Origin of the sequence: Paenibacillus sp. MSJ-34 (genome assembly GCF_018918005.1) — a bacterium.
Taxonomy (GTDB): Bacteria; Bacillota; Bacilli; order Paenibacillales; family Paenibacillaceae; genus MSJ-34.
The window spans coordinates 79,354-99,921 of record NZ_JAHLPR010000017.1 but is presented as its reverse complement, the minus strand read 5'-3'; the positions used below and the strand labels follow the sequence as shown (position 1 = coordinate 99,921).

The 20,568-nt window shown below is 47.8% G+C and carries 20 protein-coding genes; 5 read left to right on the top strand and 15 right to left on the bottom strand.

All coding sequences use genetic code 11. From position 1 onward, the window contains the following. Nucleotides 1–323 precede the first annotated feature (323 nt). The 4 genes from KQI79_RS10780 to shc form a co-directional block, all read right to left on the bottom strand. Nucleotides 324–1,061: a YheC/YheD family protein gene (locus tag KQI79_RS10780; RefSeq protein ID WP_216538229.1), complete on the bottom strand. Its 738-nt coding sequence runs from the start codon at nt 1,059–1,061 to the stop codon at nt 324–326. After that, on the bottom strand, nt 1,058–2,188 hold the full coding sequence (locus tag KQI79_RS10775) for a 2-aminoethylphosphonate aminotransferase (RefSeq protein ID WP_216538228.1): 1,131 nt from the start codon (nt 2,186–2,188) through the stop codon (nt 1,058–1,060). Before KQI79_RS10775 ends, KQI79_RS10780 begins: the two co-directional genes overlap by 4 nt. Continuing rightward, complete coding sequence (locus KQI79_RS27545; protein WP_253298075.1) at nt 2,157–3,302, bottom strand: isocitrate lyase/phosphoenolpyruvate mutase family protein; 1,146 nt, start codon at nt 3,300–3,302, stop codon at nt 2,157–2,159. Before KQI79_RS27545 ends, KQI79_RS10775 begins: the two co-directional genes overlap by 32 nt. A 92-nt stretch (nt 3,303–3,394) precedes the next feature. Beyond that, the gene (gene shc / locus KQI79_RS10760; protein ID WP_216538227.1) at nt 3,395–5,272 is read right to left on the bottom strand and encodes a squalene--hopene cyclase; all 1,878 of its coding nucleotides are present in this window, start codon (nt 5,270–5,272) and stop codon (nt 3,395–3,397) included. 207 nt (nt 5,273–5,479) lie between these two features. On the opposite strand from shc, the gene KQI79_RS10755 reads away from it, so the two are divergent. The 3 genes from KQI79_RS10755 to pdxR all read left to right on the top strand — a co-directional run bounded on the left by KQI79_RS10755 (nt 5,480) and on the right by pdxR (nt 8,499). Continuing rightward, the gene (locus KQI79_RS10755; RefSeq protein WP_356711042.1) at nt 5,480–6,484 is read left to right on the top strand and encodes a DUF2515 domain-containing protein; all 1,005 of its coding nucleotides are present in this window, start codon (nt 5,480–5,482) and stop codon (nt 6,482–6,484) included. Continuing rightward, nucleotides 6,444–6,860, top strand: coding sequence for a CBO0543 family protein (locus KQI79_RS10750; RefSeq protein ID WP_356711058.1), 417 nt, complete (start codon nt 6,444–6,446; stop codon nt 6,858–6,860). Before KQI79_RS10755 ends, KQI79_RS10750 begins: the two co-directional genes overlap by 41 nt. A gap of 193 nt (nt 6,861–7,053) precedes the next feature. After that, nucleotides 7,054–8,499, top strand: coding sequence for a MocR-like pyridoxine biosynthesis transcription factor PdxR (gene pdxR / locus KQI79_RS10745; protein ID WP_216538237.1), 1,446 nt, complete (start codon nt 7,054–7,056; stop codon nt 8,497–8,499). A gap of 161 nt (nt 8,500–8,660) precedes the next feature. On the opposite strand, the gene KQI79_RS10740 is transcribed toward pdxR, so the two are convergent. The 6 genes from KQI79_RS10740 to cyoA are packed head-to-tail and all read right to left on the bottom strand — an operon-like array spanning nt 8,661 to nt 13,456. Next, nucleotides 8,661–9,236, bottom strand: a complete 576-nt coding sequence (locus tag KQI79_RS10740) for an SCO family protein (protein WP_253298074.1) — start codon at nt 9,234–9,236, stop codon at nt 8,661–8,663. A gap of 16 nt (nt 9,237–9,252) precedes the next feature. After that, nucleotides 9,253–9,600 carry a c-type cytochrome gene (locus tag KQI79_RS10735; RefSeq protein ID WP_216538225.1) on the bottom strand — a complete coding sequence of 116 codons (348 nt, stop codon included), beginning with the start codon at nt 9,598–9,600 and terminating at the stop codon, nt 9,253–9,255. Further along, the gene (gene cyoD, locus KQI79_RS10730; protein ID WP_216538224.1) at nt 9,597–9,926 is read right to left on the bottom strand and encodes a cytochrome o ubiquinol oxidase subunit IV; all 330 of its coding nucleotides are present in this window, start codon (nt 9,924–9,926) and stop codon (nt 9,597–9,599) included. The genes KQI79_RS10735 and cyoD overlap by 4 nt, the downstream gene beginning before the upstream one ends. Beyond that, nucleotides 9,927–10,553, bottom strand: a complete 627-nt coding sequence (gene cyoC, locus KQI79_RS10725) for a cytochrome o ubiquinol oxidase subunit III (protein ID WP_216538223.1) — start codon at nt 10,551–10,553, stop codon at nt 9,927–9,929. Further along, nucleotides 10,541–12,514 (bottom strand): cbb3-type cytochrome c oxidase subunit I, encoded by a 1,974-nt coding sequence (locus tag KQI79_RS10720; RefSeq protein ID WP_216538222.1) that lies wholly within the window; start codon nt 12,512–12,514, stop codon nt 10,541–10,543. The genes cyoC and KQI79_RS10720 overlap by 13 nt, the downstream gene beginning before the upstream one ends. 30 nt (nt 12,515–12,544) lie before the next feature. Next, nucleotides 12,545–13,456, bottom strand: coding sequence for a ubiquinol oxidase subunit II (gene cyoA, locus KQI79_RS10715; RefSeq protein WP_216538221.1), 912 nt, complete (start codon nt 13,454–13,456; stop codon nt 12,545–12,547). Nucleotides 13,457–13,679: 223 nt separating this feature from the next. Here cyoA and dapA point away from each other — a divergent pair, with 223 nt between their 5' ends. Together dapA and KQI79_RS10705 are read left to right on the top strand one after the other, a co-directional pair. After that, nucleotides 13,680–14,564, top strand: coding sequence for a 4-hydroxy-tetrahydrodipicolinate synthase (dapA, locus tag KQI79_RS10710; RefSeq protein ID WP_216538235.1), 885 nt, complete (start codon nt 13,680–13,682; stop codon nt 14,562–14,564). Between the two features lie 339 nt (nt 14,565–14,903). After that, nucleotides 14,904–15,521 carry a histidine phosphatase family protein gene (locus tag KQI79_RS10705; protein ID WP_216538220.1) on the top strand — a complete coding sequence of 206 codons (618 nt, stop codon included), beginning with the start codon at nt 14,904–14,906 and terminating at the stop codon, nt 15,519–15,521. On the opposite strand, the gene KQI79_RS10700 is transcribed toward KQI79_RS10705, so the two are convergent. The 5 genes from KQI79_RS10700 to rbsK form a co-directional block, all read right to left on the bottom strand. After that, entirely contained in the window at nt 15,516–16,292 is a 777-nt protein-coding gene (locus KQI79_RS10700; protein WP_216538219.1) for an ABC transporter ATP-binding protein, read from the bottom strand. The two genes, KQI79_RS10705 and KQI79_RS10700, sit on opposite strands and share 6 nt — an antisense overlap. A 117-nt stretch (nt 16,293–16,409) precedes the next feature. Beyond that, nucleotides 16,410–17,096, bottom strand: a complete 687-nt coding sequence (locus tag KQI79_RS10695; RefSeq protein ID WP_216538218.1) for a FadR/GntR family transcriptional regulator — start codon at nt 17,094–17,096, stop codon at nt 16,410–16,412. Nucleotides 17,097–17,219: 123 nt separating this feature from the next. Next, nucleotides 17,220–18,647, bottom strand: coding sequence for a C4-dicarboxylate transporter DcuC (dcuC, locus tag KQI79_RS10690; protein WP_216538217.1), 1,428 nt, complete (start codon nt 18,645–18,647; stop codon nt 17,220–17,222). Nucleotides 18,648–18,748: 101 nt separating this feature from the next. Continuing rightward, nucleotides 18,749–19,669, bottom strand: coding sequence for a ribonucleoside hydrolase RihC (gene rihC / locus KQI79_RS10685; protein WP_216538216.1), 921 nt, complete (start codon nt 19,667–19,669; stop codon nt 18,749–18,751). Further along, nucleotides 19,666–20,553, bottom strand: a complete 888-nt coding sequence (gene rbsK, locus KQI79_RS10680; protein WP_216538215.1) for a ribokinase — start codon at nt 20,551–20,553, stop codon at nt 19,666–19,668. The genes rihC and rbsK overlap by 4 nt, the downstream gene beginning before the upstream one ends. Nucleotides 20,554–20,568 lie beyond the last annotated feature (15 nt).

The following is a 20,568-nucleotide window of genomic DNA, read 5'->3' as shown; positions in this document are numbered from 1 at the left end:
AACTTCATAGTAAGCGCCTCCTGATAGGTTTTTAGGGCTCTAGACCCGTCACACCCCTATCATACGAGGCGCTCCTGTTTTTTTCAAAGGCCATTTCTTAGCCTACACAGGAATGTTTACACGAGAAACAAGGTGGTTTACAGGCGATTAGCGTGTGCACGTTTCGTTAGCGCGCTCGATGAGTCGTCAGCCGCCAGCGGTATTGTGAAATTGACTCTTTTCGAAACTAACGACGATGATCGATGCAGCGAAAAGGATAGCGCGTCACACGCGACACGATCAAAAGGGGGAATTCAATCATCCTCCCTTTTGATCGTATAAATTCAACCTCTTTTGTAGCTCATAATTCGATGGTACGTTTCATAATTTTTCATCTTAATAAAATGGGACATGGACGGCGCTTTATTCGCTTCAATAATCCAAACATGGCCGTTCCGATCCAATCCCATATCCAGACCAAAAATACGTTTCCGCGGGTAATATTGATTTAATCTAGCTGCTGCCGCTAATGCAACCCGATGAAGGTCGGACACCATCGTTTCGACGGAACGGTTTCCGAGCGACGATCTTTCAATTCCGGTTCGAATCGGCAGCAACCTTCCTTTGCTTCTTGTGTTATTGGTGACGATGTACCCCTTGCCGGCCACCTTGGCCAATTCCCCGGTAACCGTCCATTCATGCGAATTTCTTCTACGTTGCACAATTACTCTTACGTCGAAAGGGCGTTTGTTGATGGTAGCAAGTTGAATTCGGCGTTGGACAATATATCGGCGGAGCCCGATTCTTTTTCTGACACGCGCGTAAGCTGTATGTTTTCCCCTGACGGTTGTTCTTTTGTTTTCTTTATGCAAGACGTATCGCGCTTTTCCCGCAGCCGTCACTCGGATGATGCCGGCTCCCCCGCTGCCGCCATTGGGTTTCACGATTACGGATCCGAATCTTGCAAGAAAATGGTTAAAGTTTCTTTTCGTCAGTCTTCTCGTTGCGGGCAGGTGAGGCGCCAATTGCGGGGATCCTTTCATGAACCTGTATTTTCCTAATTTGTTCGCTCCCTTAGTCATATGCTATCCGCCTTTCGATGCAAGTACTGGATTCCTTTCAGATAGTGCTCCAGCAATGCCAAAAATGCTTCAATGTCTTGGTAAGTGATATCCCCGATATTAGCGATTCGAAACGTGTTCGTCTTTTCCAATTTACCGGGATAGATCGTAAAACCGTTGCTATAAAAAAAATCATGCATCTCTCGAAAATCGTATCCGCTGCAATGGGGTTCAAGGATAGAAGTCACAAGTTTGGAATGATGCCGTTCTTCCACGAGATGCTTTAAGCCAAGCCGTGAAATGCCTTGGATTAACGTTTTCCACGATCGGGCATACCTTGCATATCGCGCTTCGACCCCTTCCCGCTTTAATTCTTCGATGGCTTGTTTCAGCGCATAGAACGTTTGTACGGGCGGAGTGAAGCGCATCTGCAGCGTTTCCGCAAAATATTGATACTGCGCATACAGGTCTAAATAATAATTTCTCGGCCGCTTGTTCTTTAAGCGATTCAATTTCCTCTTATTCGCGATGACGAATGCGATACCCGCCATTCCTTGCAGATTTTTATTGGAGCTCGCGGCCATATAGCTGATATTCATTTGTTCCATTTCAATAGGGATGGCTCCAAATGAACTCATAGCGTCTACGATCATGTCGATCCGATATCGTCTGCATAGATCACCGATGGCCTGAATATCGTTGAGAAGACCGACCGTCGTCTCGTGATGGACAACGGCAAGATGTGAAATGTTGTGGGGTGAACATTGAATCATAGTTTCCAGCGCGGACAGATCGATCGCCTCATCGTACGGGCTTGCAAATTCCACGGCATTCAGCCGATACGTTTGCGCAATCTCGCACATCCGTTTCCCGTATGCGCCGTTATTGATGATGACCACAGCCTCTTGATCGATCACGGAGCTAAGGATGGATTCAACCGCCGCGGTACCGGAACCGCTAAACAATACTGTTGTATAATAGGAAGGATCTCCCGCCAGAGCTGCTAGGTCTTCGGAGACCGATTCCATCAAACGGCCGAATGACGCTTCACGAGGGCAAATATCCGGCACCACCTGCGCCAATTTAACGCTATCGGTCGTTGTAGCGGGACCGGGATTAAGCAAAATATTCCTCTTGACGCTTTTCATACTGTCCCCCTTCCGGCGGGTCATTCCTGAGGAACGACTGCAAACGTTGCTTGATTTCGAACGGCTTGATTTGAGGGCGGCCCAACTGCTCCCTATAACCTTTGGAAATTTTCATATAGAGGAAAGTCAGCCCTTTTGTCCTTTTCCATTCCTCCATCGCCCATTGCAGCTCTGCCAGATTGTGTGTGTAAATCGATTGAACATAACCGCAGGAAGCGGCGATCTTTACGAATTGAACATTATGCGAAACCGTGCTTTGCCCTCCCGTCGAATCATGAGCGTTATTGTCAAGCAAAATATGCAGCATATTGGGGGGGCTATACGTTCCGTTCGTAGCCAAACTCCCCATCCGCATTAGCACGGAACCGTCTCCGTCAATCACGACGATATCCTTATTGTTGTTGCGTTGGGTCAGAGCAAGTCCAAGCCCAAATGAGCTTACGCACCCCATGGAACCAACCATATAAAGGTTATTGGGGCTATCTTCGATTTCGTACAATTCCCGGCCGGTTATTCCTGTTGTCGCCAGCTGTACCGTATGACGGTCCTTCATCGCATTAATGACCGTTAGCGCTTCGTACCGGGACGGATACTGATCGGCCTCTTGCCTTGCCGTTTGCAAATGATTCATTCTCGAGACAAGCTCCTGTTTTCTCAATGCCACTTGATCGAATGTCCGATTTCTGACGACAAAGAAAAATGACCGATTGCGATCGATCCATCGGCTTGCTAGCGGCTGGGCATTGCCGTTAATAAACGAGTTCGTTTTCGGAAACACTTTATCCTCAATGCAAACCCCTGCGATCTGTCGTTGTTCCAACTTTTTAACCAATCGCCTTGCATTGTTGAAGTTTCCATATCCCGTATCCCCGTCGAGTAAAATGGGAATGGAAGTCGCATCGCTCATAAATTCCAACACATCCAAAACTTGAGTCCAAGAAGCCTCGTTATTATCCCGCACGCCCATTGCCGCAGATATGGATAAACCGCTGGCCCAAATCCCTTTAAATCCGGTCTCCTCAACGATTTTGGCCGACAGTCCGTTATGGGCTTCCATTAAAAACTCCAAGTTTTGCGTTTGGACTAAATGCTTTAATTTTGATGTTTTTTTCATAAGCTGGCCCCTTCAATAAATGATGATCTAATCTATGTTGTCGAATTTGAAAATGAATGGGATTAAAGCGGAAAAGACAGTGCAAATTCATGTTATTCTGAAGAACCGGCTTCAAACTTCCTTCGATAATGCGCTAACGCAAGCAGAGGAAAGATATACCGGTAGCTATGATAATGGATATAGAACGCTCCTCCCATCCCTTGGCCCTTCGGATAGTCTGTCGTCCAATCCTCTTTCTCAAGGGAATCCAGCAAATAGGCGATTCCTCTACGAATGGCTGAAGCCGGCTTGTCGGCAATCGTTATCAAGGCATCCAGCGCCCAAGCCGTATCCGTCAGCGTGCTCGTCCGTAACGGAACGTAGGTCATTTGCATGTCGCTTTGACACGACTCGCCCCAGCCGCCGTCCGAATTTTGAATGCTTTCCAGCCATGCCGCCGCCCTTTGCATGCTTGGGTGGCTTGGCGATATGCCGGCCGCTTTCAAACCTGTCATCGCACCCCATGTTCCGTAAATATAACAAATGCCCCAGCGTCCGTACCACGACCCGTCCTTCCGTTGATTTTTCAACAGCCAATTGATAGCGTTCCGGATCACGGGATGGCTGGTAGGAACGTTCGTATAGTTCCCGAAAAATTCAAGCGTTCTCCCGGTCAAATCCGCACAAGAGGGGTCCGTCAGCAAAAAGCGGCCCTTTTCAATCGGAAGGAATTCCAGCAGCTTGGAATCGGTATTTTTTTCAAAAGCAGCCCAGCCGCCGTTATCGTTTGGCATTGACAACAGCCAATTGACGCCCCGGTCCCAGGCCGCCCGGTTCTGCAACGATATTCCGGATATGGACCTTAACGAGGCCGTCGTGTCATCCACGTCCGGATTCATCGTATTCGCGTCGGAAAATCCCCAGCCGCCCGGCAAGCTGCCCGGATTATGCACGGCCCAGTCGCCAAAGCGGTCATGCTGGCGGCTTAGCAAATACCGGTTTGCCTTCGCCACCATCGGGTCTTGATGCGAAACCCCCGCTGCCTGAAGAGCATAACCGATTAGCGAGGTATTCCACACATTGGCCGTGGTGTATTGCATATGGGGGAGACCGTTCATTTCGCATTTCATGGCCCGAATTCCCGCAACGGCTTTGATAATGACCAGATCGGTTTTTTTGTACCCTAAGGAAAGGAGGGCGAAAATCATCAAAAAGGTACTGCTGTAATAACAGTACAACGTTCCGTCCCGCTCCAAACGGTCCAGCATATATTGTTGGGCGCGCTCAAGCGCTAACCGGTGCAATTCCCTCGGGATGCCGAGCAATCTTGCGACTCCGTCCCGAATCAAGGAGAGCAGCGAGCGCCATTCCTTTGAGCGAACCCATTCGTCCTCGCCATCGCCGATCCGTTTCAAATCGGACAGGTCGGGAGTATAGGTTGTTTTCATGGAAAACTTGTTGTCGGCCAACATCATAATCGGAGTCAGATTGGCACGCCCGTAAACGGATAAAGAATAGAAATTGATTGGGAAGCTGCGCGGAAGCAGAATCATTTCAATCGGCAGAGGGCTTAACGAAGGCCATTGATATTGTCCGGTCAGCGCCAGCATAATTTTCGTAAACGCACTTACTTCCGATAAACCGCCGTTAGCGAGGATAAACGTTTTGGCGGCGTGAAGGCGCTCGTCTTCTTTCCGGTAGTATCCGGAAAACAGCAGTGCATAATAGGCTTCCAACGTGGCGGTTACATTGCCTTCTCCTTCGTCGCGATAGAGCTTCCACGCTCCGTTTTTCTGTTGTTTGCTTACAATTCTTCGGCACAGCCCTTCGATGAATTCCTCATCATCAATCTCTAAAGTGCGTAATAAAATGATCGTATAGGCATCTGTGGAAATCCCCGTCTCAAACGGATAAGCCCATGAGCCGTCAGGGGACTGGTCTTTACGAAGCGTTTCGATCATCCATCCGATCCCTTTCGCGGTATCCATCATTCCAGTGCTCCTTCCTCGTACAAAAGCATCTTAAAGCTATACATATTCGTTACTGCCATAGAGAATTCGTAAGGGAGGGAAGCCGCTATCCTGTTTACAAGAGTCCGCAAAACAACACCGCTTGAAACGATCCGCAAGGAATTAAAGAGAAGAAAGAAACGTTCCCCTGCCATCCCGAAAGAGTTGACTATTACAGAAAAAAAGCTTGTGCGCGACATTAGATCCATTACACAGGGCCACAACCTAAATAATGTGACCAGAACGAAAGCCTATCTCGAGTTTTATCTCCGGCATCCCGAAATCCACTGGGCATTTTTGGGACATATGGTATCGCGGAATGGCGGATGGAATATGACCGATCTCAAGGGAGAATTTCTAACCAAACTGCTGCCGGAAAAAGATCGGGAAGCTTTTTTTCATTTTTTGGAACGCGGCAACTGGTTGATTTTCCAGGATGTTTACCCGCAATTTCTACTCTACGAGGAAAGTTTAAAACAGAATAGACCCCTGTTTTATTTGCTGCCTCAACTAAATGTTTCCATATTTATGGAAACGATTTGGAACTATTTTTGGAAAGTCAGAGATACGTATATGCATTGCATAGCGTTAGTCGTCAACGAACAAAGCTACCTGGAACTAAGGGTTGTTCAAAATCCCCATTATCAAAAAGAAGTGTTAAACAAACTCGAATTTCATCTTCAGAATTGGCTGTCCTTTAATCAAATTCTTTTTCCTGCGGAGGGTGAGAATGTAAAGGGACAGACACTCCGTGAATTCCAATCACTCCATGAGCGAATTTTACTTGGAAAAAAGCTGTATGCCGTTTTGTTTAAAAATAACGATTTCCATCGTCAGGTATTGGATTGGGCGAAACGTCATCCGCATACCGGATCAAGGAAGGATTACTGGCCGCATGTATTCAATGACGTACATGAAGGTGCGCCGGGAATTCCCTATCCGTTGCGGTTGAAATCGTGCCGGCTTCGCAAGGGAGCGAGGAGAGTTTATAGCCCGAGGCTTGAGCATGCCTGGAAAAATATCAGCCAGCCGGAAGCGGAACCGGGGGATTGGTTTCAAGATCTAAGCGTGGCGGATTATTTAGCGGATGACCTGGAAATGATGGACGGGGAGATCAAGGATGAATACTGTAAAACATTGGAGCGGCTCGAAGTTGCCGCGCTTGCCAAAAAAACGATCAGCCTTTTGGAATAAAGATAGCTTCGCATGTGCCGTATTGGCATCATTGGTCGGCACGTATTTGGATCTCTATTTTGTCGGTAAAGGGTTGTACCATTTTCCGCACAGGCTTTTGCCGGAGATCTTCCCGATTCATATCGTCTTCACTTTAATCGTGCTGCCTCTATTCACAATCGTTTTCCTGTACTGCCTTTCCCAAGCGAATAGATGGGGGAAGGCCTGCATGATCCTCTTTGTCAGCCTGTTGATGCCGATGTTGGAAACTGTAGCAGAGCGGCTAGGGATGTTTATTCATTCCGATCAGTGGATGCATCTATACAGCTTCTTCGGTTATTTCCTGTTTTTTACGGCCATTTCAGGAGTTTATTTGGGGCTGAGAAAACAGGAATAACTCCCGTACTAAGCGAAGAGAGCACCTCTTCGTAAACAGAGACCATCCAATTTACAAACCAAACCACCATCCAAGTTCAACAGATTGATATACATTCGTCAATTTGAGCGGCTCTCCATGTACATGCCAAATGTTATGATAAAGATGATTTTTCGACACTCTATCTGAAACTTATACGGAGGAGGTGATTATCATCTGGAAGCCGATTCGTAACAGCAACCAACCGCTTTATCAGCAAATTGCCGACGACATCGAACGAAGAATTTCATATGGCGAATTTCCGCCAGGCAGTCTGCTGCCTTCGGAGCGGAAATTAGCCGAACAATTAGGAGTGAATCGAAGCACGGTTATCCTTGCTTATGCGGAGCTGCGTGCGCTTGGAATCATCGAAAGCCGTACCGGAAGCGGGACCCGTGTTAGTAAATATAAATGGGGAGCTACTCCGAAGCATACCCCCAACTGGCATCGGTATGTAGAAGGCGGAAGTTTTTTACCCAATCTGCCTTTTTTGCGACGGATCCGGGAAGCTCTCCAAAAAGACAAAACGTTGATTGACTTTGCCAGCGGCGAACTGGGCGCGGACATTTCTCCTGTGGAAGAAATCAATACTCTGATCGATGAAAACCACTATACGGAATATCTTGGTTATGACAATCCGCAAGGGTTTGTTCCACTTAGAGAAATACTCGTCGCGTATTTAGATCAATATCGGGGTATTCAAACGACAGAATCGTCGATTCTTATTACATCCGGCTCTCAGCAATCATTATATTTAATTACGCAATGTTTGCTTACTCCCGGGGATGCGGTAGCCATTGAAGATCCTTCTTATTGCTACTCGTTGCCGATGTTTCAATCGGCCGGCCTTCGATTGTTCCGTCTTCCGGTCGACGATAAAGGTGTCCGCCCCAAGGATGTTCGTACTCTATATAAAAAACATCGGATTAAGATGATCTTCATTAATCCCAACTATCACAATCCAACAGGAACGGTTCTTGACGAGAAACGCCGAATGGAACTGCTGGATGTTGCGAGCGAGTTGGGCCTTCCGATTGTGGAAGATGACCCTTATAGCCTCACCGCTTATCATGGAACTCCTCCGATGCCGCTGAAAGCAAATGATTCAATCGGCTCCGTCATTTACATCGGATCCTTCTCCAAAATCGCAGCTTCCGGGTTGCGCGTCGGGTGGATGGTCGCTCCTCATTCCGTTGTAGAGCGGCTGGCCGATGCCAGACAGCAGATGGATTTCGGACTTAGCGTCGTTCCTCAAAAGGTTGCCGCGCAGTTCTTGAGATCTTCATATGTCCAACCTCATTTGGAGCGGCTGCGAACGGATCTGCTCTATAAACGGGATTTATTGATCGAGACGCTTCAGAAAGAATTGCCGGACTTGGTCAGCTTCTCGATTCCGCAAGGAGGCTTGCATTTGTGGTGCAAGATAGCTCCCGAGGTGAATGATCATAAATTGTTGGAGGAAGCGATCCGTAATGGAGTTATCTTTGTTCCCGGCAGCGTCTATGGTTCCGATTCCGGATATGTGAGATTCACTTATGCAAGGCCTAAGGCAGAAGAAATCGTCGCGGGCACATTGAAATTTGCCTCATCGCTACGGGGCGTTCTTGGCCAATCAAGCTAAAAGGGGAATGAAAGCTTGTATAGATCCGATCTATATAAGCTTTTCATTCCCCTTCATTGTAAGCAAAGACGATTTAAAACCACGAATTGATTATACTCACTTTATCAAAGTACAGCAAAATGCCCACAACGACAAGCAGCAAGCCGCCAATCTCTACCAACCTATCGCTGCAATGCCTTCACATCTCTTATAATTTGATCGTAAGGCGTATCCGTCATTCCATCATACTTGGCAACCACGGTCCCCGACGGATCAATCAGAAAAAACGAAGTACCGTGAATGACTTGATCGGATGACGTATCCTCGGCAACGACAGTCTTAAACGAATCCAGAGCAAATGTTTTGATCTCGTTAAACTCGTAGCCGGTTAACGCATGCCAATTCGAGAAATCGGCATCAAATTTTAAAAGGTATTGTTTTAGCGCTGCGGGATCGTCACGTTCCGGATCCACAGAGAAAGAAACTAACTCTGCCTCAACGCCTGCTGATTTTAACCGCGTTTGCAATTCGGACATATTAGCCGTCATGGTCGGACACACTGTTGCACAATACGTAAATATAAAATCTGCGATCCAAACCTTGCCTTTTAAATGGGACAAGGACATCGGGTCACCAGACTGGTTGACGGCTTCAAAAGGTACAACCTGATAACCAAGCTGATTCGGCTTTCCGCTGCCGCATGCGGCAGCTATCATGATCATCAAACAGAACAACACGCAGAGTGCCGCCTTTTTCAACGAAAATCCCTCACTTTTATGATTTATTTGCCGCGAGCCATTGCGCCAAAGCTTCCATTTCCTCTTCACTCAAACTTTTTTTAAATGCCGGCATGCCCTTTGCACCATCATGAATTATCTCAAATAATTGCTTTTCCGCCATTTTAGAACCGATCCCCCGCAAATCCGGTCCCACCTTTCCGCTTAAATCGGCAGCATGGCAAGACAAACATTGTTTCTTATATAATGCCGCTGCGTTTGCTTCAACAGGGGGAGTCGTTCCCTCATGATGAACCTGGTTCCTCGTCTCCTTATTACACGCGGTGATGACAAGCAAAATCATAACAATAAGAAAAATCGTAACATTTGCGGAAGTCCTGCTCATGTTGCCACCTGATTGAACATCATAATCCACATCGAGCCGACAACGATAAGGAGCAAAATGAACAAACCAAGAATCAAGGTCACCAGATTGTAACGAGGCTTTTTCTCCTCCCGCAGATGCATGAAATAAATGAGTTGAACGACAAACTGCAGTACGGCTGCCGTCATCAGAACGATGGTGTTCGCCATTCCCTCGAGCCAGCCAAATACAACGACCGCAACGGGAATGATCGTCAACATAATGGAGAACAGGAAACCGATCGTATAGGATTTCAAGGAGCCGTGGCTTCCGGCGTCATGCGGAGCGGTCATATCATGCTTCGTCATCTAGCTCACCCCCATCAAATAGACAATCGTAAATACGAAAATCCAGACGACGTCAAGAAAATGCCAAAACAGGCTAATCACATTCACTTTACGTTTCGTTACCGGCGTAATGCCATGCTTGGCCAGTTGAAGAATCAAGGCAACCATCCAGACCAATCCTATAGATACATGAAGCCCATGAGTCCCAACCAAGGTAAAGAAAGCCGATAGAAAAGCGCTTGTGCCGATGGTGGCTCCCTCGTGTACCAGATGAACAAATTCATTGACTTCCAGTACGATGAATGCCGCACCGAGCAATGCCGTGACGCCGAGCCAGCCCATCAGGGCCTGACGATTGCCTTTATTCATAGACAGCACGGCGAGACCGCTCGTATAACTGCTGGTCAGCAAAATAAGAGTGCTTGCAATAATACCGCTCAGCTCAAACAGTTCTTCAGGTCCGGGCCCGCCGTCTCTGTTGCCTTGCAAGACAATATAGGCAGCGAATAACGTCCCGAATATAATTACATCCGTCATCAAGTAAATCCAAAATCCGAAGGTGCGCATTTCCTCCATATCCGGATGCTCGTGACGATCCGAATGGAATGCCGGTTGATCGTCATACGCAGATTCGTTCAATGAAGCCATTCGCCCGTTACCCCCTCTGTTCGTTTAATCTCCTTCACCGGGATGTAATAATCGGTATCGTAGTTGAATGAATGAACCAGCATGCATACCGCTACTCCCGCTAAACCGGATATCGTTAACCAAAGCCAGTCGAATACAAAACCGAATCCGGCCGCGAACCAGAACATCGACATCACAAATGGAATGCCGGAATTTTTGGGCATATGGATCGGTTCCAGCTTCACCGGAGCCGGAGAGAATTGACCGCTCTTTCTGCGCTGCTTCTCCTCCCACCATTCATCCTGGGAAGAGACCTGCGGCAGCGTTGCAAAATTGTAGTGCGGCGCAGGAGACGGAAGCGACCATTCCAAGGTGCGTCCGTTCCACGGATCGCCCGTTTCATCTTTCTGCAGATGCTTGACGCTGTACGCGATTTGCCATACCTGAAACAAGAAGGCCAGTCCCATCAGCGCGGCCCCGATCGTGGAGACCAGGTTCATCTCCCACCATCCCTTGTCCCATCCGTAGGTGACAAGGCGCCGCGTCATTCCCATCAACCCGAGCACATATTGCGGCATGAAGCATACATAGAATCCGATATTCCAGAACCAGAACGCCCATTTCCCTATTCGCTCATTCAGCTTAAAGCCGAACAGCTTGGGCCACCAATAATACAGGCCGGCGAAATAACCGAATACTACACCGCCAATGATCGTATTGTGAAAATGCGCGATCAGGAAATAGCTGTTATGGAATTGAAAATCCGCCGGCGCCACCGACAGAAGCACCCCGGTCATCCCGCCGACGACAAAGCAAACAATAAAGCCGATCGTCCATAACATCGGAGTTTCGAAGGTGATCTTTCCCCGGAACATCGTAAACAGCCAATTGAACACCTTAACGCCGGTCGGGATGGCAATGAGCATCGTCGTAAGCGCAAAGACGGAATTGACCCCCGCGCCGGAGCCCATCGTAAAGAAATGATGCGCCCAGACAAAAAACGATAAAATGCTGATAATCATCATGGCATAAACCATGGATTTATAGCCGAACAGTTTTTTCTTCGCAAAGGTGGATACAATTTCCGAGAAAATGCCGAAGGCCGGCAGCACGATAATATATACTTCAGGGTGTCCCCACATCCAGATCAAATTGATATACATCATCGGATTGCCGCCGCCGTCCAGGGTGAAAAAATGCGCCCCCAAATAGCGGTCCAGAAACAGCAGCGCCAAGGTTGCCGTCAAGATGGGAAAAGAAAATATAATGGCGATGCAGCTTGATAAAACGGACCATGAGAACATCGGCATTTTCATCAGCTTCATGCCGGGAGCGCGCATTTTCAGAATCGTCACGATAAAATTGATCCCTGAAATCAAGCTGCCGATCCCTGAAATCTGTATCCCCCAAATGTAGAAATCCTGGCCGACACCCGGATTGAACATCCGTTCCGAATAAGGCGGATAAGCGAGCCACCCCGCATCCGGAGATCCTCCGATGACGAAGGACAAGTTAAACAGCATGGCTCCGAAGAAGAAGAGCCAGAAGCTTAGCGCATTCAGGAAAGGATAAGCGACATCGCGCGCACCGATCTGAAGCGGTACTACTACGTTAAACAAACCGAACATAAACGGCATCGCCATAAACAGAATCATAATCACGCCATGCGTGGTAAAAACCTGATTATAATGATCGGGCGTCAAGAAGCTCAGCTCCGGCACTGCCAGCTGCGCCCGCATCAGTAGCGCGTCCACGCCGCCGCGGAACAGCATAAGAAAAGCGGCAAGAATGTACATAATGCCGATTTTTTTATGATCGACAGTCGTTAGCCATTCACGCCACAACCATCCCCATTTTTTGAAATAAGTAAGCCCAAATACAATGCCAATAATGGTTATAATAATGCTGACATCCGCGCCGTAAATTAACGGATCGCCCGTAACAAAAAATTCCGAAGCAAAGCTTTTGATGTTGTCCCACATGGGCATTCTCTCCCTCCAATTCGAAGCCCGCTATTCCTGGAGCTTGATTTTTTGCATGTCCTTCCAGGATAAGCCATGATTGTGAGAAGCGCCGTATTTGGTTACGGTCATCTCAAACAAGCCTTCCGGGAAAGCGGAAAAGGTTTGAACTTCGGAAGCGGCCGGCTCTGCCAGCTGTTTGTAGCCGTCCAAAGTTAGTTCCGGTGATAAAGCTTTAATCTCGTTCACCCATTGCTCGAACTCTTCCTGCGTTGTCGATTTCACATCAAAATTCATCTTGGCAAAATCTTTCCCTGTGAAATTCGCACCGGATCCCCAATAGTCTCCAACTTCATCGGCTTGCAAATAAAGCGTCATCGCCATTCCGGACATGGCGTAAATTTGTCCTCCAAGCTGGGGAATCCAAAAAGAATTCATGGGAGAATCGGCCGTAATCTCGAATCGGATGGGTGTGTCTTCCGGAAAATGGACAACATTCACGGTGGCAATCCCCTGCTCCGGGTATTGAAACAACCATTTCCAGTCCAGCGAAGTCACTTGAATCGTCAACGGTTTGCGATCCGACTCGAGGGGCTGGGACGGCTCCAGGTCATACGTGCTCTTGATTGTAATCACGCCCAGAATGGCAATAATTACGATCGGAATCCCCCACCAGATGACTTCCAGCTTCGTGCTATGCTCCCAATCCGGTGTGTACTTCGCTTTTCTGCCTTTCCTGTCGCGATATCTCCAAACAATAATGGCGGTCATAATCAGAACCGGCACGATAACGATCGACGTCAATACCGTTGAAATGAACATTAAATCCCGCTGCCCGCCGGCAATCGGCCCTTTCGGATCAAGTACGACGATGCTTTCCGTGCTGCACCCTGTGACCGTCAAAAGCAGCAACGCCAGCATGGCCAAGCAAGTGATCCGTCTGAGCGCTGTGGAGGTCTTCATATTCTCATCTCCTATCTCTAACATTTAGTACAAACCGATCGTAAAGGAACGAAGCAGAAGCGTAACCATCCATTTCTCTTATTTTTCATTCCAACCAATATCGAGAGTGTTCGGTTCAACCGAAACGGCTCGGTCTATTACATAGACAATTGGGTGGTTACTTTTCATTGGAAGTGTTTTAGGCTTTTTCATATCGCGAATTGAGGGGAAGGAGTTGAAAGCTGTGCTCACAGAAGATACTTTACATGGCGTCATGGTTCCCATTGTTACGCCGTTCGATCATCGTGGAAATTTGGATATGAAGTCATTTGAAGAACTGGTTCAAAGTTTAGTGAGCAGGGGAATTCACGGTCTCATTATTAATGGAACTACCGGGGAATCCCCAGTGATCGAATCTCACGAATTGGAGTCCCTTATTGTATCGGCTCGCAAGGCGATAGCGGCATCGTATAACATACCGCTTATTGTTGGAACCGGTTCTAATAGTACTCTAGCTACAATGAAAAGAACAGAACAAGCTAAATCTCTCGGAGCCGATGCTGCCCTTGTTGTCACCCCATACTATAACCGTCCGTCACAACAAGGCATCATCCGGCATTTTCAAGCTTTGGCCGAAGCGGATCTGCCTATTATTTTATATGATATCCCTCACCGTACCGGGGTCTCTTTAACTGTTGAGACGGTAAAGAACATTATGAAAATGGATCATGTGATTGGGCTTAAAGAAAGCACAGGCAATATACAACGTATTTTCAAACTGGCCCGATCCATGTCAAAACCGCTCCTATGCGGGGAAGACGCTCTCTTTTTTGCTTCCTTATGCTGCGGTGCTAAAGGGGGAATTCTGGCCAGCGCTAACTTGGACAGCGACCAGTTCGTTCAAGTGTACGAGCTTTTCCGAGCGGGAAAAATAGAGGAGTCGAATGAGTTGTTTAACCAGTTGCTGCCGCTCGTTGAATTCCTATTCTCCGAGCCGAATCCGGCTCCATTAAAATGGCTTCTCGCTCAACGGGGATATATCCGTTCGGACCGGCTCCGTCTGCCTATGACAACGATCAGCATGGAAGCAACCAGAATCGGGACTCAACTGGTTCAAACAAACTATTAGACAGGGTGAAAAGTTCTTTTAGGGGCACGAATCAAATATCGAAGGCAAAGGCGCGAATGTAAAAAGGCAAGAACATGATACAACGTTCTTGCCTTTCCATTAGTCGAATTATTCTCTGCTTTACCGGTTTCGGCTTCTGCTATTTAACGGCAAGCCAGATTTCATGTATGGAATTCGGGCTATAGAAGGCATTCACAAGTGCGTCCGGGGCGGGCCCTTCCGAAACGGCTTGGTCTAATACAGGTACAATTGGATGGTTACTTTTCATAGAAAGTGTTTTATGTTTTTACTATATACAAAGCGTGCATTCATATCGCAACGATAGGGGGATATTCATCTATGAAAACAACACTATATTTCACCCGTCATGGTCAAACGAAATGGAACTTGCAAAAAAAGATGCAAGGGCATAAAGATTCCCCGCTTACGGAATTCGGTATTCGGCAAGCCGAATGGTTGAAGGAACGTTTGGGAAACGTCGATTTTGACGCCATTTATTCCAGTTCCAGTCCAAGGGCGGTAAGCACGGCTCGGATTCTTTTGGGGAATCGCCCGATTGACATTTCGACGCTTGATTCACTAAAAGAAATTAATATGGGACTGTGGGAAGGTCAAAATGTAGAACATATTCAACAAGCATATCCCGTTCAATATGAACAGTTTTTCAATCAACCGCATTTATACACCCCTACCGGACACGGGGAAAGTTATCGCGAATTGCTTGGAAGAACGATCCCTGCGATCAAAGATATCATTGCAAAGCATAAAAGCAAAGAGGTTCTTATTGTAACGCACCGGATCACATTAAAAGCGATTATGGGTTATTTTTTGAATAAACAGCTTGATGAAATGGGAAACTTGCCCGATATCTACCCGACTGCTTTGTGCAAGATTACTATGAATGAAGATACACCGGAAGTTGATTTGTATGGGGATGTTTCGCATTACCTTTCATAGCGAAAGCCAAGCCCGGTTATTTTTCCAACTTACTTGAACAGGGGTTTCAAATAAAGCCGATAACTGTTCGCTAGTGAGAATTTCCTCTGTTTTTCCGGATGCAAAAACCGTTCCTTTTCGGAGCAGCAAGGAATGTGTAAATTCAGGCAATATTTCTTCTACGTGATGCGTCACGTACAACAGCGTTGGGGCATCCTTTTGATTAACCAGACTTGCGATGCTTTGGAGCAAGGATTCTCTGGACAAAAAGTCCAGTCCGTTACCCGCTTCATCCAGAATAAGCAAATCAGGCGAGGCCATAAGCGCTCGGGCGATAAGAAGCTTTTGTTTCTCCCCTTGCGAACAAGTTTGATATGGGCGGTCGAGAAGATGCGCGCAGCCGAGTGTTTCCATGAGGGAAACGGCTTTTTGCATATGGTCTTCCGTTGGTTGCTCAAATAATCCAACGGAAGCATGCAACCCGCTAATCACCAGATGTTGTGTTTTCTCATTGGGATGAATTCGTTCTTGGAACGAAGAGCTTACCCATCCGATCCGTTTTCGCATTTCCCGCAAATCGACGGTTCCATACTGATGGCCTAGGACGGAAATCTCTCCCTTTGTCGGCCAAATGTAGCCGGTTATCATATTCAATAACGTCGTCTTTCCGGAACCATTCAGCCCTAGCAACGCCCAATGTTCCCCCTTACGGATCGTCCAATTGACGTTCTTCAATATGGATTTATGCTCGCGTTCCCAAAGGACGTCTTTGACCTCAATAATATTTGACACTTTATGTTCCTCCTAAGCGTTTGGGGTAGTAGTTGCTGAAATTTGAATGTGATCGCCAGTATACCAAGCGACAATGAAACATCATATCATCTGCTGTTTGATTTTAAAAAAATCGGATTATAACTCGGCGATTGTTCCCTCCAGGATAAGAAGCGTCCATTTTAAAGCAAGCTCAGAGTCTTGACGCTTAATCGCTTCATATAACTGCTCATGATAATAGGATTGCGGATCATGCGAACTATATTCTTGATTTAATTTGTTCATCGCGTTTGATAAAACATGAGAAAAGGTTCGAAATAAATCAATAATAACTCCGTTTTTGCTGGCAATCGCTATAGCCATATGAAACTCTATATCCGACTTGGCATACAGTTCCCGGTCATTTTGCCGCAACGCAAAGTTGCGCGCCTCCAAATGAGTGCGCATGTTTTGCAGATCATCTTCATCGCGGCGTTGAGCGGCTAATCTGGATATTTCCAACTCCAGCATTTTTCTTGCCTCGAATACCTCTATAAGCTCTGCGCGATGCAGTCGATGGGTAAGGGGCTCTTGGATGACAGGGCTGGCTTTCAGATAAGTGCCGTACCCTTGTTTTTTCTCAAGCAAGCCGGCGTGCACCAAAACCCGGATCGCTTCCCGGATCGTGGACCGGCCAACCCCGAAGAGCTCCATTAGTTCCGGTTCCGGCGGAATCTTATCTCCGGGACGAATCTCGCCCGTTGATATTTTATGCTGCAACTGATTAACTACATCATCCACAAGTTTATGAGGATGCAACGTCTTAAATGTCAGTTTACCATTCATCAGATCATCTCCTGTTTTCAGAATCCTAACATATTCGCTGGATTTTGACAAGAAAAAGAAATAAAAAAAGAAGAACAAGGCCTAAGCCTGCTCTTCTTGTCTTACATGATGATGGATTTCAATTTAGAGAAAGATCACCATTGACAGGACGAACATAAAGATCACGCCTGCGATCATTGGAACCGACGTTCTTTTTACGATAGCGATCGGATCCGTCTTCACCGTACCGGCAACGATCAGCACGACGGCCGCAACCGGGGATACCGCACGGAAGAGGTTGCCCGCAAGTCCCATCGGCACCGAGATCGCGATGGGGCTAATGCCCGCTGCATCGGCTAATGGAACCATCAGCGGCACCATAGCGAAGATCAGGGCCGTGCCGCTGCCGCTAAGAATAACGATGAGCGCCGTAATGGCTACCAGGACAAGCGGTAGAACGAAGTCCAAGCCGTTGCCTTGGATATTTTGCATCGATTGCTGCAGCGCATCCACCAAGCCGATGGATTTCAGTCCTGTAACAAAGACGGAGGCTGCAACCAGCAGGGCGACGATCGGTACCGCTCCGCCCATTCCTTTAAAGAAGGATTCCGTTTTTTCCAGCACGCTTTTGTCGCCTTTGTGGCGAATAAGTTCGCAGACGATGGCCAGCACGAGCGATACCAAGGTCGCCGACTCTACGCTCAGTTCTATGGCATTGCCTGTCGTAATTTGAACCGCGTAAGTGCCAAGCAGCAGAATGATCGGGAAGATCGGCAGGATCGCATAGACCGTTTTGAACAGCTTGCCGCCTTGGATCTCGATGTCTTCCTTGGATTCATGGTTCACTTCGGCTTCGTTCTCCAAGCGTGTTGCTTTCTTGTCCATGCGCTTCTGCCAGAAGTAATGAACCAGCGCGATAAAGATCAAGGTCGGAATGGATACGACAGCGTGATATCTGAACGCATAGTCCGTTACCGTCAAGTTGGCGAACAGCGCATGCTTGGCCAATTCCTCGGCGATGGCGACATTGTCGCTTCCCAGCGGCGTAGGAACGATCGTGGCGGATGTAGCGATGACCGCTGCCGCGGAAAGCGCCGACATACCCGCTTTTCTTAAAATCGGAAACAAGGTTGCCAGCAAAATGATCGCCAAGTTAGACGCACTCGGAATAACGAGGGACAATAGATTTCCTAGCAAAAAGACGATCGGCACCAGAATATAAGGCGACTTAATTTTGGAAATAGGCTTCGTTAATGCATTGACCGTCACTTCATTCGCTCCGATGGAGGACATATAGGCCGTGTAACCTCCAAGCAGAAGAATGATGAAGCCCGCAGAAGTTAAGGTCTGCTTGAACTGGGTAACGATGACCTGGAGCGGATCCAGCCATATCGAGCCCGTCGATGCGAAATCCTTAACGGCGATATCGTTGCCCATAGCTGTGGCGACCAGAATTAAAATGATCCCCATTAGAAAAAGCGTAATCTTGATATCCATTTTCTTGATTAGCATATAAATAACGATAAGTACAGCAATAATCGCTGAGCCGTACATGACTATATTAGAGCCCATGATGGCGTTCCTCCTAAGATGCAAATTGGGTGCTGATAAAGCGGATCAGATGCGGACCGGACGGCCATTCGTACAACTGAGCCGGCAGAGCAAGGCTTAGCTTAGTTGCACTTGCTCAAGCTTTCCATGAACCACGTTTTAAACATTTGCGGATCGATATCGACGCATACTTTGGCGTTGTTGGCCTGTCCCAAATATCCTTTCAAGTCGACAACGGTACAGCCTGACGTTAGCGGGCCGTGAATCTCTACATCCACGAACGTATCCGCCACCGTGAACATTTCAGGCTGCAGGAGATAAGCGATCGCGCAGCTGTCGTACATCTTCAATCCTGTCTTCATGCTGCCGCCTCTATACTTTTGGAACAGCTGATAGATCATTCTTCCGGTTTCGTTCATGCTTTTCAATTGCTCGCTGTCTTCCGGGTACACGAGCGCTTTCCATCCAACGTCAAGCCCGACCATGACGACAGGCAGACTGCTCTGGAACACAATTTTGGCCGCTTCCGGATCGGCATAGATATTGAATTCCGCCATCACTCCGGCATTGCCGCGTGCCGTTGAGCCGCCCATGAGTACAACCTCGGCAATTTTCTCTTTCACTTGCGGATACATTTTGAGCAGAAGCGCAATATTCGTCAAAGGACCGATCGGAACGAGGGTGATCGGTTGCTCGCTTTCCATGATGACCCGGTACATGGCATTGACCGCATTCTCCTTCAAGAGCAGTTCCTTCGTCGGCTCTTCAAAATCGTAGCCGTCCATTCCCGTTGAGCCGTGTACGTTGCTCGCATCAATCGGTTCTTTGATCAACGGTCTGTCGGCGCCCATCGCCACCGGAATCTCTTGCTTGAAAAATTTCAGCAATTTCAAGGCGTTCAACGTCACCTTATCCAAGCCCACATTACCGGCTACGGTAGTGATCAAGCGCACATCCAGCTCTTCGCTGTACAAGGCAATCGCTAATGCAACTGCATCGTCGATTCCCGGATCGGTGTCAATAATAATCGGTCTTTTGTTCATTGGTTTCTTCCTCCTTGAATAAACTGTGCTACCTCTTCTGCGGTTGGCATTCCGGTTTGCGCCCCGAGCTTCGTGGTTGACAAGGCCGCAACGGCATTGCCGTATTCGCAAGCAGCTTTCAGCGTCATACCTTGGCTTAAGGCAACGGCTAGTCCGCCGTTAAAAGAATCCCCTGCTCCAGTCGTATCCACGACATCGATTCGATAGGCGGGAACGTTCAGTTCGCGGCCCTCCTGCCTAATCGACAGGCCCTGGCTTCCCTTCGTAACGATCAGCTTATCGCCGATGTCCTTGCCATGCTGCTGCATCAATACCCTTTGCTCATGTTCGTTCGGCGTAAGGTAGTCCGCTTGCCGTATCAATTCTGCAGGCAGCTCCTGAATGGGAGCCGGGTTAAGAATGACGGTAACTCCGTTCTCTTTGGCAATTTCTACTGCTTTTTGCACACCTTCCAATAGTATTTCCAACTGCACGAGAAGAACATCACTATCTGCGATAACTTTTCGCTTGGACTCTACAAAAGATGCGGTTACATGATGGTTGGCCGCCGGCACGACAATAATGCTGTTATCTGCGTTGTAGACCGTGATCGTAGCCGTTGCCGTACGATCTGTAACCGGTTCCACATTGGACACATCAATACCTTCTTCTCTGAGGTGCTGTAAAATGTCCTGACCGAAACGGTCATTGCCGACGCAGCCAATCAAACGAACATCCGCACCGAGTCGTGCTGCCGCTACCGCTTGATTGGCTCCTTTTCCGCCGGGATTCATCTGAAACTGCTTGCCAAGGAGCGTCTCTCCCATTTGAGGCATTTGAGTTGTTATGGTGACTAGGTCCATGTTGATGCTGCCAACAACAGTAATTTTGGGTTTCCGCTCCATTCCTATCTCTCCTTC